Source organism: Brevibacillus brevis (assembly GCF_001039275.2).
Classification (GTDB): Bacteria; Bacillota; Bacilli; order Brevibacillales; family Brevibacillaceae; genus Brevibacillus; species Brevibacillus brevis_C.
In genome coordinates this window covers 788674-806260 of sequence record NZ_CP030117.1, presented here as the reverse complement: position 1 = coordinate 806260, position 17587 = coordinate 788674, and the positions used below count along the sequence as shown (strand labels likewise).

17 protein-coding genes are annotated in these 17587 nt (G+C 45.8%); 5 read left to right on the top strand and 12 right to left on the bottom strand.

The genetic code is table 11. The features are described from left to right. Positions 1-44 precede the first annotated feature (44 nt). From AB432_RS04280 to AB432_RS04260, 5 genes are all read right to left on the bottom strand, one after another. A complete protein-coding gene (locus AB432_RS04280; protein WP_048031183.1) occupies positions 45-1193 on the bottom strand; it encodes an ABC transporter permease in 1149 nt (382 codons plus the stop codon). Continuing rightward, positions 1190-2320 carry an ABC transporter permease gene (locus AB432_RS04275; protein WP_048031182.1) on the bottom strand — a complete coding sequence of 377 codons (1131 nt, stop codon included), beginning with the start codon at positions 2318-2320 and terminating at the stop codon, positions 1190-1192. The genes AB432_RS04280 and AB432_RS04275 overlap by 4 nt, the downstream gene beginning before the upstream one ends. A gap of 15 nt (positions 2321-2335) precedes the next feature. Then, complete coding sequence (locus AB432_RS04270) at positions 2336-3274, bottom strand: ABC transporter ATP-binding protein (RefSeq protein ID WP_048031181.1); 939 nt, start codon at positions 3272-3274, stop codon at positions 2336-2338. A 118-nt stretch (positions 3275-3392) separates the two neighbouring features. Beyond that, the gene (locus AB432_RS04265; RefSeq protein ID WP_048031180.1) at positions 3393-4508 is read right to left on the bottom strand and encodes a sensor histidine kinase; all 1116 of its coding nucleotides are present in this window, start codon (positions 4506-4508) and stop codon (positions 3393-3395) included. A gap of 16 nt (positions 4509-4524) precedes the next feature. Continuing rightward, positions 4525-5223, bottom strand: coding sequence for a response regulator transcription factor (locus AB432_RS04260; RefSeq protein WP_048031179.1), 699 nt, complete (start codon positions 5221-5223; stop codon positions 4525-4527). Between the two features lie 267 nt (positions 5224-5490). Here AB432_RS04260 and AB432_RS04255 point away from each other — a divergent pair, with 267 nt between their 5' ends. The 4 genes from AB432_RS04255 to AB432_RS04240 all read left to right on the top strand — a co-directional run bounded on the left by AB432_RS04255 (position 5491) and on the right by AB432_RS04240 (position 9316). After that, a complete protein-coding gene (locus AB432_RS04255) occupies positions 5491-6276 on the top strand; it encodes a class I SAM-dependent methyltransferase (RefSeq protein ID WP_048031178.1) in 786 nt (261 codons plus the stop codon). Positions 6277-6421: 145 nt separating this feature from the next. After that, positions 6422-7033 (top strand): TetR/AcrR family transcriptional regulator, encoded by a 612-nt coding sequence (locus AB432_RS04250; RefSeq protein WP_048031177.1) that lies wholly within the window; start codon positions 6422-6424, stop codon positions 7031-7033. Between the two features lie 22 nt (positions 7034-7055). Further along, complete coding sequence (locus tag AB432_RS04245; RefSeq protein ID WP_048031176.1) at positions 7056-8360, top strand: MFS transporter; 1305 nt, start codon at positions 7056-7058, stop codon at positions 8358-8360. A gap of 95 nt (positions 8361-8455) precedes the next feature. Beyond that, positions 8456-9316 carry a copper amine oxidase N-terminal domain-containing protein gene (locus AB432_RS04240; RefSeq protein ID WP_048031175.1) on the top strand — a complete coding sequence of 287 codons (861 nt, stop codon included), beginning with the start codon at positions 8456-8458 and terminating at the stop codon, positions 9314-9316. A 224-nt stretch (positions 9317-9540) separates the two neighbouring features. On the opposite strand, the gene AB432_RS30640 is transcribed toward AB432_RS04240, so the two are convergent. The 7 genes from AB432_RS30640 to trpB form a co-directional block, all read right to left on the bottom strand. Next, positions 9541-9825 carry a hypothetical protein gene (locus AB432_RS30640; RefSeq protein ID WP_201265913.1) on the bottom strand — a complete coding sequence of 95 codons (285 nt, stop codon included), beginning with the start codon at positions 9823-9825 and terminating at the stop codon, positions 9541-9543. 75 nt (positions 9826-9900) lie between these two features. Further along, positions 9901-10776, bottom strand: a complete 876-nt coding sequence (locus AB432_RS04230; protein ID WP_048031174.1) for a radical SAM/SPASM domain-containing protein — start codon at positions 10774-10776, stop codon at positions 9901-9903. Between the two features lie 135 nt (positions 10777-10911). Then, positions 10912-11490, bottom strand: a complete 579-nt coding sequence (locus AB432_RS04225) for a GNAT family N-acetyltransferase (protein WP_048031173.1) — start codon at positions 11488-11490, stop codon at positions 10912-10914. Between the two features lie 83 nt (positions 11491-11573). Then, a complete protein-coding gene (locus tag AB432_RS04220; protein ID WP_235617610.1) occupies positions 11574-12176 on the bottom strand; it encodes a CPBP family intramembrane glutamic endopeptidase in 603 nt (200 codons plus the stop codon). Positions 12177-12380: 204 nt separating this feature from the next. Then, a complete protein-coding gene (locus AB432_RS04215) occupies positions 12381-13595 on the bottom strand; it encodes a NupC/NupG family nucleoside CNT transporter (RefSeq protein ID WP_048031171.1) in 1215 nt (404 codons plus the stop codon). A 57-nt stretch (positions 13596-13652) separates the two neighbouring features. Next, a complete protein-coding gene (locus AB432_RS04210) occupies positions 13653-14591 on the bottom strand; it encodes a nucleoside hydrolase (RefSeq protein ID WP_048031170.1) in 939 nt (312 codons plus the stop codon). A gap of 192 nt (positions 14592-14783) precedes the next feature. Further along, entirely contained in the window at positions 14784-15950 is a 1167-nt protein-coding gene (gene trpB, locus AB432_RS04205; protein WP_048031169.1) for a tryptophan synthase subunit beta, read from the bottom strand. A gap of 217 nt (positions 15951-16167) precedes the next feature. Between trpB and AB432_RS04200 the strand changes: the two genes are divergently transcribed. Then, positions 16168-17490, top strand: coding sequence for an esterase-like activity of phytase family protein (locus AB432_RS04200; RefSeq protein ID WP_048031168.1), 1323 nt, complete (start codon positions 16168-16170; stop codon positions 17488-17490). Positions 17491-17587: the final 97 nt, after the last annotated feature.

Below are 17587 nucleotides of genomic sequence, written 5' to 3'. Positions count from 1 at the left end.
CGGATTATCCCTTGTCAAATTGCAGTTCCACAGTCCTATTTTTCTCACACAAACTGCCTACTATCGTTATTCCGCCCAAACCGATAGATGGCGATCAAGGCAAAAACCGTTGCGAATGCGAGCAAAATGGCCATGTTCAAATACAAGCTCCCCAGACTGTATCCTTGTTGAAGCTTATTCACCGTATCGAGCAACCAATGCTGGGGCAAGAATGTTGAAATTTTGCGCACGGTGTCCGGCATGATTTCCATTGGAAAAAAGCAGCCAGCCAGGAGGCATGACGGTACAATGATCAGGTTGGAAATCGCTCCTGCACCTGCTCTGCTCTTCGCAAAGGCAACAGTCATCAGAGAAAGTGCGATTGCCCCCAGCGCGAACACGAACAACGGCAGCATCATTTGACCATATGAGACGCCTGCATCTATGGCGAAGACGTTTTTCATGACGAGTAAGGTTACGATGATTTGCAGCAGCAAAATAAACATGCTGACGAGAATATTCGAGAATACATACGATCTAGCCGACATCGGCGAAGAAAGGAGTCGCAAAAAGGTGCGATTCTCTTTTTCTTTTAAAATGATCTCGGACATGTTCACCGCTGAAAACATCATGAACATAATGAGGAAACCTATCGATTGATTCGTCATACGCGTCACGTTCGAGGTGTCTTGCAGCGTTACCGTATGGAGCTTGTAGCTTTGCTCGTGGTATGCCGTATACAGCTTCGTGAACTTCGCCTCATCCGTTTGTGTCGCTTTTCCAATCGCGGCAAGATTGCCGATGTAACTGTACAGCATGGCCTTCATGTAGGCTGTAACCTGTTCACCTTTTACTGATACAATATTCAAGTGTGCTGGCGCCCCTTTTCGAACACTAGCAGCATACCCTGACTCGAAAACAATTCCGCTATCCAGCTCACCAGAAACGATTTGTTCACGCATCATTTGTTCGTCGATGACTGTGACCTTGATATGATTCAATCTCTCGAGAAACCGGATTGTGTCCTGCGTGATCACCTGGTCCCCATCTTGATTGATGATTCCGACATGGATCGTGCCGCTGCCTGCATTGCTGTAAAGGGTGAGAGACAGCAGAACACCTAGGATCGGCAATCCCAAGTACGTGAACCAGCTTTTTTTGCTGCGAAACGTCTCCATCAGCGTTTTCCGAATGAGCCATAGCATTTCATTCATACAAAAGCCCCCTCCCGTCTGCGCATCGTGATAACAGAAATGATGATGAACGCCGTGGCAATGCTCACATTCATCGCAATCGCAAACCATGCGCCTCTCGGATTGTCTGTGTAGATGATTTGCATCAGACCTGTATTCGCCCAGTGAAGGGGAGAGAATTTGGCCAAAAGGCTGAAGAAACCGGTTGATTGATCAACGGGAAAATAGGCACCACCTACAAAGGAGGCGACTTGCGTAAAAATATTGTTGATAGCCCTTATCCCTTCACCTTTGAAAAGAAAGCTAATCCCCAGACCCAGGCTTACCGCAAGTAACACCTCTGTCAAAAGCACGAGGATAACCATTCCGTAGTGGTTGCCCCAATCTGCTTGGAACACGAATTTGCTGATTAAGAACACGACGAGTACGAAAAATAGATTGACGAACGTACTGCCGATCATTTTTCCGGTAAAAACGGCACCTTTGCTGACAGGTGCTGCCATTAATCGTGTGGACGTTTTGTTCGTTCGCTCCTTGGTGAACAAATAACTCGCAGAATACATCGAGTAGAGTGCAATCATGGTCGTCATCGCAATCGCGTAATAGTCGATTGCCCCCGGTTTTTTATTTGGATTCAAGGCCGTTTCCCGAATAAAATCATCACGCTGTCCGGTACCCTTGACTATTGCCGAAGCAGATTCGGGATCTATCTGATAAGCTGCGGATGCGAGCGAGTACCGATCTGCAAAAACGGTTAGCATCCCCGCAAGGATATTACTTCCTATCGCATTCTTGCTACTTCCATAAAACTCAATCCCCGCATCACTGACGACTGCGTACCCCGTATAGCGATCCGCGCGAACTTCCTCCTGCCCATCCATGCCTGAACTTGATTGAGCGACCTCCACTCCTTTATCACCCAATGCTTTGATAAACGAGTTCCACGCCGTAGACATTTGCTCATTCGTCCCGTTGCTTTTATACAGCAAGCGCATGTCTCCTACGGTCCTCGTATCGTCGAATGCATTGGAAAGGGCGGAACCTAATATCAGCATCAGGATGATGGGAAGTGCTAGCATAAACATGAACGTTCTCTTTTCGCGAAGGCTGGACTTGATTTCTTTTACAGCGATATTCCATATATTCATGGCAAAGCCCCTCCTCTAGTCTCGCAAGTTTCGACCGGTTAAGGTCAAGAACACAGTCTCCAGATTCGGCGCTTGCTCTTCAACGGAGCGGATTTCTACCTGATCCTTGATGAATTGTTGAATGATCCGGTTCAGGTTGTTGATCTCCGTTTTCGATACGATTTTGATCGTATTCTCCTCTTGAAGCACCGCATTCACACCGGGAATCGCCTTAATACCTTCGAGGTTTAACGGTTCATCTGCCCTGACGCCAATCCAGATTTCCTTCGCGTCGGTAATAATCGCTTTTAGCTCCTCCTTCGATCCTTCCGCAATGACTTTTCCATGATCAACGATGGCAATACGGGTGCAGATTTCTTCGACTTCCTCCATGTAATGGCTCGTATAAATGATCGTGCAGCCCATGTCGTTGAGCTTGCGTACCGAATTCAGGATATAATTTCGAGAATGAGGGTCAATCCCGACAGTAGGTTCGTCCATGATGATCAGCTTTGGTCGATGGGCAATGGCGCAAGCGATGTTTAACCGACGCTTCATTCCGCCAGAGAAGTTTTTGGGAAAGCTAGTCGCTTTGTCACCGAGACCTACGAATTCAAGCGCCTCTTCCGTCCGTTCGCGCAGCAGTGATCCACGCAGTCCATACAAGCCAGCAAAAAACCTCACGTTTTCATAGGCAGTCATATCCTCGTAGATGGCGATATCTTGCGGTACGATACCGATGTTCATTTTGGCAAATTTGCTGTGTTTCTCAATGTTTTTTCCCAGCAGGGTAATCTCACCCTTTGTTACGCGCAACAGGGAGGCAATCATGTTGATGGTCGTGCTCTTTCCCGCTCCGTTGGCTCCCAGGAAACCAAAGATTTCTCCTTCACGCACGTTCAGAGACATATTGTCGACGGCGACGAAATCACCGAATTTTTTCGTTAACTGACGAATTTCCAATACATGACTCACGTAACTCACTCCCTTCGTGGTTATGTCTGCATTGTAATAAAAAAGGATGCCCCTATGTCAGTGCATAAGTTCATCCCTTGGCATATGAGAATTCTCATGTTGTTTCTCATGATCTTTTTCATTCGTTGCGATAAGGCAGCAGTGTGGTCACGCTAAAGCCTCGCGTACCGTCTACAATCACCGTTCCACCAGCGGAAGCGGCTCTCTCCTCCATTCCGAGAATGCCAAGCCCTTTTACAACCTTTTCTGCACCAGCCCCATTGTCTGTAACCACTGCTTTAATGAATGTATTCAGTACCCGTACCTCTAGGGAAATCACTGTCGCCTTCGCATATTTCAGTGCATTCGTGACCGCTTCCGTCGCATTTTGCTGGATGATTTTCCACTGAATCGGTGTAATGACGTCAATGTCCCCGTCAAAAGTAAGCGTGGCTGTCACTGTCTCTCTCGCAGACAGCTCATCGACAAATAACCGAAGTCGATTGATTCCCAGCTCCTCCGGCCGTGGCTTCACATCCTTGAGTGTCACTCTGATTCGCTCGAGCCCTTCCTTTGATATTGCAATTGCATTGCGGAGCAGCTCGGATGCCTTGTCCTGATCAGTTGCCATCAGCAGTCGCGACGCTTCCATTTGTATCAGCGCACCTGCAACCGCATGCCCAACATCGTCGTGAATTTGTTGGGAGAGGCGATTGCGCTCCTCTAGTTGAATGGTATAGGCCGACTGTCGGAAATACTCATGATTTTCGTTTAAGGTACGAGTCAATCTGTATAAATCCTCTTTCTGCTTCTCCCGTTCATCCTCCAGCCTGCCGAGCTTATCTGTCAACATACTGCCGCATCTATACAGAAAAAAGCTAAGCAAAGCCGTAAATAGAAACAAGGGCACCCATTCAGGTGGCACGATGAAAAATGGCAACAGCATACATATAAATACGACCACCGGCTGCTTACCAGCTAGGAATGCTAGCTCCAAAATATTGATTGGCAAGAGAAGTACAAACAACGGGTCAAGTACGAGACCACTCGCTGTCACGAACAGGATAGATAGCCCAACAAACCATTGCTGATGATTCCTCTTTTTCAAGATGAGAATAGTGAGATTAATTGCCAAATACAACAAGTACACAAGGATTTGCCACGGGTCAACTTCAGAAGTGGGATGAGCAAGAAAAGAAGTCACGATGATAAACCCAAGCACCACTGCCTTATTAGCCATTGTCCATAACTCCATCGGTCGTGCCCTCCTTTCAATCAGACATGTTCGTTTCGCCCGTCAAATAATAGATCGCGATCTGGGTACGGTGTTCAAGCGCTGTTTTATTCAAGATAGAAGTAATGTAATTCGCAACTGTTCCCTCGGAAATAAACAGCTTCTTGGCGATTTCCTTGTTCGATAGCCCTTTGGCGATCTGCTTCATGACATCGAGCTCTCGTTCCGTAAATAAGCTTTGGTCGATTTTGCTTTCGGTAGGGATGGCTGCTGTCACTTTGGGAGGAGCGGTAGTGGACACGGTATCCGCGTTCTTCCCTGTATTCAGGTTCATTTTGATCTTATCCAGGACGACATCCTGCAACACATGATGGTTGTTATAGACACTCTTGATGGCATCTCGAATGCGATTGGGATCATTGTTTTTCAATAAATAGCCGCGTGCCCCCGCTTGAATGGCCTCGAGGACAAATTCGTCATCGTCGAATGTGGTCAAAATGAGCGGTTTGACCGTAGTCTCCGCAGTCAGCACACGAGTCGCTTCCACTCCATTCATGTTCGGCATCCGAACGTCCAAAAGCGCGACGTCTACCTCGTTCTGTTTACAAAATGTCACCGCCTCGACCCCATCCTCCACACTCCCCACCACTTCAAACTCCTCGAAGCTCGTCAGGATGATTTTCATGCCTTCCCGTATAAACGAATTGTCGTCTGCGATCAACACTTTGATTTTCAAAGCAGCTTGCCTCCTGTCGAACACACCCTCGACCGCATAAAGCGCGGACGTATATATTTTTCCCAATATTACCACTGTCCCGCTTTGCTTCACAATTGTAGAATCTCACCCCCAATTGTTCTTACTTTCAGGTCACACATGGAAAAATTAACACTTCGAAAATATATAGACACGATTGCGCTACGTCAGTATGATAAATTACCTAAGCTCTCGTAACCAACATACCGGGGCCAATTTTTTGAATGGAATACTCATGGAGGGGAATTTGTGGAAACAGCACAACTAAATAAAACGGCTTGGAACAGTGGGGCTTATCAAGCGTGGCTAAAACGCTTTGGAACACCTGCTGAGGCAGCGGCCAAAATTAAAGAAGACCCCCAAAAGCGAATCGGTAAAGTTTATGAGCACATGGGGGATATTCGCGGCAAAAAGATAATCAATTTACTCGGTTCAAATGGAAACAAAGCCGTTGCGCTCGCCTTGCTAGGTGCCGACGTGACCATCGCCGATTTCTCTTATGAGAATGAGCAGTACGCCAAAGAATTGGCCGCTGCTGCCGACGTTGACCTGACTTACATCGTATCGGATGTATTGCAGCTACCTACAGATGTATTGTCTGGTGAGTATGATCTCGTTTTTATGGAATTCGGTATTCTTCATTACTTTTTGGACTTAACCGAATTATTCAAGGTGGTCAACTCGCTCCTGAGAAAAGGCGGCGTGCTCGTCCTCCAAGATTTCCATCCGGTATCCACAAAACTCATCTCCTCACGCGGAACGACTGCTACTATCCGCAAACATAAAGTAACAGGCGATTATTTCGACACCTCGCTTGAGGAAAAGGACATTGCTTTCTCCAAATTCCTTTCGAACGGCACAAATGTCGCTGAATCCAAAGTAATGTTACGCCATTGGACATTAGGGGAAATCGTTACGGCCATTGCAAACAAAGGGCTGTTCCTAAAAATGCTGGAAGAGCTCCCGAATCTCTCCTCAGAGGTTTTTGACAAAGGAATCCCGAAAACCTTTACGATTATCGCCGAGAAATTATAACGAATGTTTGCCATCATCTTACTAAATTCCTACTACCGAACAGAGGAGATTTCTCTCCTCTTTTTCTTTTACTCACTTATAGACTGACGGTCAGTCATATGGTAATCTGTATCCAACCACTTACTGACAATCGAAGGAGGCGCCGATGAAACGAATCGTGAAAGATCCTACAACACGGCGAGCAGAAATATTGGAAGCCGCCGGGGAGCTATTTCGAAATCAGGGTTATGTCCATACAACCGTGGATGCGATCATTCAAAAGGTGGGCGTAGCGAAAGGAACCTTTTATTACTACTTCAAATCGAAGGAAGAGATCCTCGAAGCATTTGTCCAGTCCATGGTCGATACGCTTTGCGAAGAGTATAAAAAAATCGCAGATGACTCTACCTTAGGTGTCATGGAGAAGGTTCGCCAGATGCTGCGCAGCCAAAGCCACCCCATCGACAAGCAAGCCGAATGGATGGAAAGCTTGCATCGCCCTGAAAACAGAGAGCTTCACGAGCGTCTGAATATCGCCATTATCTTAAAAATTGCCCCTGTCCTTGCGCAAGTCATTGAACAGGGAAATAAAGAAGCTGTCTTTCATGTCGAGAATGCCTTGGAGACCGTTCAGTTTATCCTCGCTGGCTCACAATTTTTGTTGGAATCAGGCATTTTTCATTGGGAGCAAGCGGAACAGACGAAACGATTACAAGCCATGCAGGTGATTATTGAAAGATCACTGGGAGCTGCGCCGGGGTCCTTCTCGTTTCTGTAATGGATGATAAGGAGGAAAGACAATGAACGCTCATGATAAAGCCTTTCGCAGATTCCTGATCATTTGGTCGGGGCAGATGTTTTCAGCCATTGGAAGTGGACTTACTGCTTTTGCCCTGGGTGTCTTTGTTTTTCAACAGACCCAATCTACCATGAGCTATTCGTTCATCATTCTCTTTTCTTTTCTCCCCTCCTTCCTTTTACTTCCCTTTAGCGGGGTGCTGGCAGACAGATTTGACCGCAAGAAAATGATGATCATTGGCGATCTCGGTTCTATAGCTGGTATCTTGTTCATCTTGCTTGTCATGCTGTCCGGGCGTATAGAATTATGGCACATCTATTTGGGGGTCGGCATCAGCTCGATCTCTGCCGCTATTCTCAACCCAGCCTTTAAAGCAGCCGTCTCCGATCTTGTTTCGGAAGAGCTGTACTCACAGGCAAGCGGGCTCATCCAACTGGCAAGCTCAGCTCCATATCTTATTTCTCCACTGGTTGCAGGTTTTCTTCTCAGTGCTTTTGATATCCAGCTCGTCTTACTCATCGATATACTGACCTTCCTTCTAGCTGTCGGCGCCGTGCTGATGATTATAAAACACGATACCACTCCCCAGAAACAGGAAAGACAAAGCTTTTTTCGCGAAATGTCTGAAGCCTTCCGCTATCTCCTTTCAAAGAAAGGGGTTTTCTCATTAGTTCTGTTAATGTCTGTCGTGTGCTTTTACATCGGGCTGCTGCAATCGCTTTTTGGGCCAATGATGCTGACGTTAACTGATTCCAAGACACTCGGTATTGCCCTCTCTGTATCTGCATCAGGCATGCTCGTCAGCAGCCTTTTGATCGGACTTTTCGGTATGGGAAAGAGCAAGGTGTTCATGCTCTCCTCCTCTCTCGTACTTGCTGGCTTGTTTTATGGCCTGATGGGTGCGTTTACTTCCGTTTGGCTGATTACGGTTTTTGGCTTCCTCTTTTTCACCACACTTCCCTTTGTGAACACGAGCCTCGAGGTTCTCATTCGAACAAACGTCGAGAATGAACGGCAAGGCAGAGTATGGTCGATGATCACGGCTATTTCGCAAATCGGGTTCGTACTGGCATTTGGGTCGGCAGGATTTTTGGCGGATCATGTATTGAACCCGCTTTTTTATCCAGATCAATTGCTAGGTCAAACGGTCGGGCAGATCATCGGAACGGGGACGGGCAGAGGAACTGGCTTTCTGTTTGTTCTTTCTGGCGTACTTGTGGCGCTACTGGGAATCGTAATCGGACGTGCAAGGAAGATACGGGATTTGGAAGGAATGACAGTGAAAGGTATCCATTCGTACAAATAAAAATATTTTCTCAAAACCTATGCAACATATTCATATTTTCCTCCGTCTGGAATGTCGAGTTCATGAGACTTACACCTAGAAGGAGGAAGATTCAAATGAAAAAAGCTATATCTACTTCGTTGGTTGCTATTCTACTCGCAACAAGTGTACCTGCTGCTCTGGCGGCTGACCTGGAGAGCAAAGGAAATGGAAATGGGAAAGGCAAGCCCGAAGTAAAGGCAGAAGCAAAAGATAAATCGAAAGAAACTTCTGTCAAAGAATCTGATACCGATAGCGACGATGAGAACTCAACCGAAGCTAGCACAGAAACCAACATCAAAGACGTAAAATTGAAAAAACAGCTAATCGAGCTTCGCCAAGAGCTCAAGCATACGGCTGAAATCACGGAAGATCAAAAAGCGAAATACGAGCAACTGGTAGCTGAACTGGAAAAAACCACTGACAAGCATGGGGCTTTGGAAGTTCAGCTTGAGCTTCTTCAGCGCACGTACCAAAAAGGAGATCACACACCATTCAAAAAGCTTGGAGAACTCCTTGAGGATACAGGCTCGACAGAAGTGAAAGCATTCGTAGATGGAAAACAGGTAAAAGTGGATGTGGCACCGTTTGTACAAGGTGGAAGAGCTTTGGTGCCTGTGCGTGCCATCAGCTCCGCATTGAAAGCGGAAGTGAACTGGAAGCCAGAGACTCGTACCGTAGAAATTACGCGTGGCGAAAAATCTATCACGCTGTACCTCGATAAAAAAGAAGCAACGGTAGACGGGAAAACCATTTCTCTGGACACTGCACCTGTACTGAAAAATGGACGTGTATTCCTGCCTCTGCGCTTCATCAGTGAACAACTGAACGCGGAAGTAAAGTGGCAAGAAGAAGGCAAAATCGTCATCATTGACGACCTTCAAGCCTCTAAAGAATCCGAGCAGAATACAGACTCCAACGATACATCTGCAAAGTAATACAAGCAAAAAGCCCTCACATAGCTGAGGGCTTTTTCCCCCTCAGTTCTGGCTCATTTGGCATAGAAAAAAGATAGTGGTTCTCATTAGCTCCTCTTGGCTATGAGTCCGCTATCTTTTTTTGTTTTTCCCATTACTTTTGCCCATGACTTTGTGGGAGGATAGCGGCATTCGCCTCTTTTATGCGCCTGAAAACAAGCTTTTTCCCCCTATAGTTAGTCCAGTCATGTCCAAGCGGCATTCATAAAATATGGTATGAACACGAAGGAGGTGGATGTATGTCTTGTGGCTGTAAGGATCGAGAAAAAAAACACGAGATTGAAAAAGATTGTGACACAGACATAGAAAAGGATTTCGACAGAGACGTGGACGAAGATTTTGACCGTGGCCATGATCGTTGTCGCTGTGGCCGCCGCCGCTGCCGCCGTCGTCGTCGCTGCCGGTTTTGTTCCTTCTTCCGTCGCCGTCGTCGCCGCTGTCGTTTTTGTTTCTTCCGCTGTCGTCGTCACCGCCGTTGTAAGTAGTGTTCTTCTAATAATAATAAAAAAACGTCCGAATCATTTGACTCGGACGTTTTGCTTTTGCTACGCCCCAAACCTCTGGCGGTACCCGCATCTTCTGCATAATTCCTCGACAGCTTCCCTGCGAGAAAATCCATCTATCAGGTTATTGGCCCGCTCGCCATCCACAATATCAGTGAAAGAGGTCTGATTGATATTCCCTAGATTAATAACCCCTTCCCCATCGAGACAGCACGGCACAACTGTTCCATTTTCGAGAATCGCCGCCTGCGACCGTAGGCCATGGCAAAAGCCTTTTCCATCATCCTCAGGCGCTGTCAGACTCGGCCACTGGAATTCGTAATCTTGGTTCAAATACACGCGGTCATCGATTTTTACCCCGCTGCCCGGCATTACTTTTTCTTCAATTCGATAGTCCAGCCCAAATTCTTTCTCAATCACTTCGAGCGTCTGGCGGTTTCTACTCTTTTGAATGTTCGTGGCGTTATCCTGTGTCAAATTCCACAGACGGAAAGAAAAAATCACTTGATGCTCCTGAGCTTCTCGAACAAATGAAAGAATTTCCCGCAAATAACCTTCGCGGTTGGTTGAGCCGATATGTCCATCAAAGCTGTGAAGCGAGAAGTTCATTTGTCGGAGCGCAGGCTTGCCCAGCAATTTATGCCGATTTTTCGCGATCAGCGTTCCATTTGTGGTGATATTGACCTTGAAGCCTTTCTCATGACTGATATCGAGCAGCTCATCAATTTTGGGATGAAGAAGCGGTTCCCCTTTGACATGCAGGTAAATATAATCCGTGTGTGGCTTGATCTCATCCAGCCTTTTCGCAAAGTCTTCTACTTTAATAAAACTTTTACTGCGCTCTGTTGGCGGACAAAAGGTACAGGCCAGATTGCACACGCTGGTGATTTCTATATAGACTTTCTTAAATGTTTTCAAGATGTTTTCCCCATTCCAGATGCCTATGAATTTGTGGCAGTCGTTTGTTGCTACAAACATAGTAACATAGGAGTGCTCAGATTAGGGCAATATGCGGTTTCTGTCTAATAATCCCTATTCACTAGGCGCTGCGACTCATCCCCTTTCTTTTTCATAGTCCTCTTTTAGCATTCCGTATATCTCTAGATCCACGATTCCTTTTCCCGACCAAAGCGTTGCTTGTCTGAGTGTTCCTTCCTTCATGAAGCCATTCTTCATCAATACTTTCTTGGAGTTCTCATTCGGAGGCATCACTTCCGCCTGTATTCGGTTGACCTTGACATCCATGAACAAAAAGTGGAGCAATATGCTTACCGCTTCCGACGCAATCCCTTTTCCCCAATGCGCTTCGGACAAGAAGTAGCCAATCGTCACCATGTTTACCCTTTGCTGAAAGTCAAAAGCTTCGATAATGCCAAGCAAATGATCCGGGGTATCTTTGGCGAATATCCCCCATTTGATCCTGGATTTTTTCAGATAGTCTCTCTCAAAATGCCCGATCATGCTTTTCACTGTCGCTTTATTATGCTTGGGGATAATGCCGCAGTATGCAAATACATGTTCATTGCTGTAGATTTCAAATACTTCGTCCACATGCTGCTCTTCGATTTTCTTCAAGGTGAAACGATCTGATTGTAAAATGGGAAACTGGTTAAAAAGTACGTCAACGTTCATGATTTCAGCTCCATCTTTTGAGATTACCTAACTTCTTATTTTTTCCAACACAGCTCTTTTTCCTCCTTATCCACGATCATCATTCATTTCAAGAATAGTAGATAGACAGCCATAATCCCTGAATCTGCAAGAATATGACTAACAATCGAACCCATCAGTGATGTGCTCTTGTTTCGCATATATCCCCAAATTATTCCCGCCAAAAATACTGGCAAAATCATCGCGATATTATACGGCCAGCTAAACAAAGGAATGATGGAGAGGAAATGGTACAGGCTGTAAAACAATGACGTCAGCAAAATCATGGTTCGCTTTGTCTGTTTTCCTTCCAGCTTTTTAAATAAATATCCTCTCCAGTAGATTTCCTCAAGAAACGGGTTGATCACCAGCAAAACAAGGATAAGCCAAACGACAAGATTGCCTGAGAAATCCCATTGTACCAATAAATTTTGCAGATCCTCCTTATCAAACAAAAAGCTGTGAAAGAAATATCCCGCAAGAATCATGGTGAGAAAGAAAAGAAATCCGGTCAAAATGCCGTGATACATATTGGGGCGGTTAATTACCAATCCCATTTGCCTGAATGTATCCCGCCATGTATTTCTTTTCAAAACGATCATGTCCACAAACGGAACCGCAAACAGCCACCCGTAAAAAAGCAAAAACGTTATTGGCACGCTACTCATGACTTGTAAACCCAAAAAGATCATAATTGTTGGCCCTAGAAATAACAGAACATGCTTCATCATATCCCCACCAAATCATGGCATGTTTTTACTAACAAGATTGTAGCGGGGAACACAAAAAGCGAGTAGTACCAACTTCGCGTAGTACCAAAAAAACGAGGGCATGGATCACTCCAGCCCTCGTACTTATTTCTATCCAATCATCTAAATGAGCATCCCCGCAATCGTTGCGCTCAACAGATTCGCCAAGGTTGCTGCAACTACTGCACGCAAGCCCATCTCCGCAAGGTCTGATCTTCTTGACGGAGCAAAGCCGCCCAAGCCGCCAATGACCATAGCCAGCGCAGCCAGATTGGCAAAGCCGCAAAGGGCGAAGCTGATGATCACAACGCTTTTTTGCGACAAATTCGCAATCTCAGGAGCAAAAGCCGTGTACGCGACAAATTCGTTGAGGACAATCTTTTGCCCGATGAAAGAACCGGCTTTTAGCGCTTCCTCCCATGGAACCCCGATCATAAAGGCAATCGGCGCGAACAAGTAGCCTAAAATGTGCTCAAGCGTCAACGCTTCTATTCCCACTAACCCGCCAAGCCAGCCAATAATCGAGTTCAGCAAGAAAATCAACGAAATAAACGCGAGCAACAGTGCACCGACACCAGCAGCTACTTTTAGCCCGTCTGAAGCTCCGCGGGCAGCCGCGTCAATGACGTTTCTGGACTCTGTATCTTTCATGACTTCCACATGTTTCACTCTGTGTGTCTGTTCTGTTTCGGGCATTATGATTTTCGCAAGCAACAAACCACCCGGCGCTCCCATGAATGCGGCGGCCAGCAAATACTCAATCGGAACCCCGAGCATCGCATACCCACCGATCACCGAACCCGAAACGCACGCCAGTCCACCTGTCATTACAGCAAACAGCTCGGACTTGGTCATTTTCTCAATATAAGGCTTTACGACAAGTGGGGCTTCAATCGGACCCAAGAAAATATTTGCAGAGGCCGACATGGATTCAGTTTCACTCGTTTTGAGCACCCGAGACAAAAATCCACCGATAATTTTCGTCGCCCACTGCATGATTCCGAGATAATACAGGACCGAAATCAAGGATGAGAAGAAGATAATGATCGGCAATACTTGCAGGGCAAACGTAAAGCCTGCATTCTGTGCACCGAGTATCCCGCCAAACAAGAACTGGATTCCGGCATTCGTCGAATCAATGATGCTTTGTACGATCGACGCCAAGTACTCCAAAAACTTTTTCCCAAAATCCCATTTCAGTACGACCAAAGCAAAAATAAACTGAATCGCAAACGCACCAATGACCGTTCTCGGATGAATTGCTCTCCGATTTTTCGAAAACGCAATGGCTATTAAAAAAATGCCCAGGATGCCGAGAACTCCCCAAATGTATTGCATGAACGTATCCTTTCTGTATCGCCAGCTGTGTCGATATCTAAGATGACTTGCTTTGTTCTAGATCGCTTTTTTCGCTAATTCTGTCATGTAATCAAAGAATGCATCACGATCTACGTCATAAACCACATGTACAGGGCGTCCGTCAGCCGTTTCAACGGTTCGGCCTTGGCTTGCCCCTTCTGTAATCACGATGCTGTTAACCGTTTGCACCTTTACAAGATCACTATTGCCAACAAATGCTGTGGTTAATACATCCCACAGGTAGTAAGTCGAGTTGGTCGAGAAGTGTACGAGCGGCGGCACCATTGCGTAGCATTGACCCAAGAAGTCCACACCGATATGCTTGCGCTCTTTTGCCCAGCGCTCACGAACATCCAGTGTCAGTGGGACCTGATTCGTGCTCTCCAGTGCGACCAAATCAATCTTCATTCCGCTTTCCCATACGCGAGCAGCCGCTTCCGGGTCCCAGAATACGTTCCACTCTGCGGTTCCATCGTGCTCAGGCTCATGCACGTTTCCTTCTTCACGGAATGTTCCGCCCATCCACACCAGGCGCTCTACTTTTTCTTCGATAGTTGGATCGATATCCAATGCACGCGCAAGGTCAGTCAAAGGACCAGTAAACAGTAAGGTCGTTTTCCCTTCCGTTGCACGCAGCGTTTCAATAATGTGAAGATGCGCAGGCTTGTCTGCTACTGGCGTAATCACTTCTCCTGATTCATTGAGCAAGGGCAGTGCGTCTACATAAAATGCATGCATGCGCCAGTCCTTTGGAAAGGGATTTTTCCCGCGGGAATTGGACTCTGCTACATCCAAACCGCCTTTCCCAAAACGATCAATGATTTTCCGGCTTGCAAACATCGCTGGTTCCAAGTAGCAATCCGCTGGAATGACAGATACCCCCGTCAGATTCACATTGTCCATTTGGAGCAGCAAGAATAAAGAAATTAAATCATCAACGCCGCCATCATGATTAAAGTAAATGTTTTTCTTCATCATTATGATCTCCAATCTCATACTTGAACTTGTAAAAAGTACATGTAAATCACTATTATTTGGAACCCTTCAAAAAATAATACTAAAGTTTCACTAAAAAATATATAACCATTATGAACAACACAACTAAAGGATAAAAAAGAGACTATCCTCCAGCAGAAAATCTACTTTCGCGATAGCCTCTATACCACTTTATTTGTTTAACAGATGGAATACTTGCTCTACGTCTTTGTCACCTCGTCCTGAAAGGTTAACAATCAGGATTTGCTCCGGGGAAAGTGTGGGGGCCAACTGCAAGGCATACGCAATAGCATGAGCACTTTCCAAGGCGGGAATGATCCCTTCCGTTCTCGATAGTTCTTGAAAAGCCGCCAATACTTCTTCATTCGTCACCGTGTAGTATTCCGCTCGTCCACTTACTTTTAGCTGGCTGTGTTCTGGGCCAATACCAGGATAGTCCAATCCGGCAGCAATCGAATACGTTTTTTGAGGTTCCCCATTCTCATCCAGCAACACCAGGCATTTAAAACCATGAATGACGGCTGGAACCCCTTTAGTCAGCGTAGGTGCCTGATCAGGCTCAACACCAATCAGTCGTACGGATGGTTCCTCTATATAATGGGCAAAAGCTCCAATCGCGTTACTGCCACCGCCAACAGCAGCGATAACCGCATCCGGCAAACGACCTTCTTTTTCTAAGATCTGTCGTTTGGATTCTTCACTGATAATCGCTTGGAAATACTTTACCATCGTAGGAAACGGGTGCGGGCCAACCGCAGATCCCAATAAATAGAACGTGTTCTGGTAGTTTTGAACCAAATCATTCAGCGCTTCATCAACCGCATCCTTCAGTCTGCCTTGCCCTTTGGACACCGCTACCACTTTTGCCCCTAAAAGCTCCATGCGAAATACATTTAATGCTTGTCTTTTCGTATCCTCCGCGCCCATATAGATCACACATTCCATGCCAAACATCGCGCAAACCGTCGCGGTAGCAACTCCATGCTGTCCTGCACCCGTCTCGGCAATAATACGCTGTGCACCCATTCGCTTTGCCAGAAGGATTTGCCCGATGACATTATTGATCTTGTGAGCACCCGTATGGTTTAAATCTTCTCGCTTTAAATAAATTTTGGCACCGCCGAGCTTTGCGGTTAAATGACGAGCAAACGTCAACGGATTTTCCCGACCAATATATTCTTTCAGATAATACTTATACTCTTCGATAAATTCCTCATCATCTTTATACCTTTCAAATTGTTCAGCTAAATAATCTAATACTTCCTGTAATTGCGGAGGCACAAAGCTTCCTCCGAACTCCCCGAAATATCCCTTTTTTGTCTGTTCTGTCAACGACATGCTCATCTCTCCTCAGCTATAGCTAGTCCTCAATCCTTCCTTGCATTTTATAAGATCAAAAGAGAGTATGTCAATTTTGTTTTATGATTATTCAGAATTCATTAGTTTGTTGGTAGTTTTTACAAAACCATCATTTTAGCTTCACATTTCCCCAATACTGATCGGGTAGTCTAACAAAAGCGGTTCATTACGTCGTTTTTTTATTCGGAGGGATATCATGAAGTTTCACTTTCAAAAGAAAAGCTTGCTGATCGCAACAATTGCGGCTCTATCCTTGATCGGAACACAAGGAGCAGGTGCAACTCAAAATGTAACAGGAGCACCCGTTGTAGCCGAAATTCATGAATGGAAAAATCCTTCTGCGCTCGCTGAAGGTATTAAAGAAGGCGGCTTCTCTGGTCTGGTGCATCTTCCTAACGATCCTCCTTCTATCTTTTATACATTGGCTGACCGTGGACCAAATGGGCAATATGGCAAGGACGAGCTGCGTACGTTCCCTGACCAAAACTACACACCACGCTTGTACAAAATCAAAGTGGAGAATGGAAACATTCACGTTTTGGAAACCATCAAGCTGCGTTTGCCAAAAGGCAAGATCAACTCTTTTACGAAAACTACCTATATTAGTGGATTGCCGAACCTCGCTGGCCCTGATGAAGTTCCCTACGATGTGACGGGAACAAAAAAGATTAGTTACGATCCAGACGGTTTGGATTTGGAAGGCATCGCTTACAACCCGGTCGACGATACCTTTTGGTTATCCGACGAATACCGCCCATCCATCATTCAAGTAAAGCGTGACGGCACAATCCTGGGACGCTATGTACCAAAGGGCACCAAAGAAGCCCTGCTTGCCGCAGGTGCAAAGATGGAGATTTTTGATACACTGCCAGCCGTCTATTCCAAACGCATTGCAAACCGTGGTTTCGAAGGTATCACCATCTCGCCAGACGGCAAGTTCTTGTATACTTCGATCCAAAGTCCAATGGCACTCCCTGATAAAAAGACAGGCGAAGCTTCCCGTAATTTGCGCATTTTAAAGATGGATCTCGCCACCAAAAAAGTCGTCGGCGAGTACATGTACATCGCAGAGAACGCGAAAGACTTCGTGAAAGTGAAACAGAAAGACGTCGTCATCAGCGACTTGGCCGTACTCAGTCAGGATGTTTTACTGATTGACGAACGAGACAAAAATGCCGGTGCAGACGCACAGCTAAAGCGTATTTACAAAGCAGATTTTTCGAAAGCAACCAATTTGCTCGGTACGTCAACAAGTGAGCATGACTTCGAAAAACTCAGTGTTGCCCAAGTGAAAGAAAAAGGAATTGTGCCGGTTTCCAAGGAATTGCTGGTGGATGTAGCCAAGCTGAATTATCCGCATGAAAAACTGGAAGGGCTAGCGATTGTGGATAATAACACGATTGCCATTGTGAATGACAATGATTTCGGCGTAGATGGCTATGATGAGAAGGGTAAGATTAAAATCAACAGCAATCCGACGCAGATGTATGTGATTAAAGTCGGTAAGGATTTGAAATAAGTAGCAAAAGAAGAAGTCCTGCACTCTCAAAAAGTGGTGTAGGGCTTCTTCTTCTTAATGTATGAAGTGTTATTAGTCCACATTTATTTAGAACTCT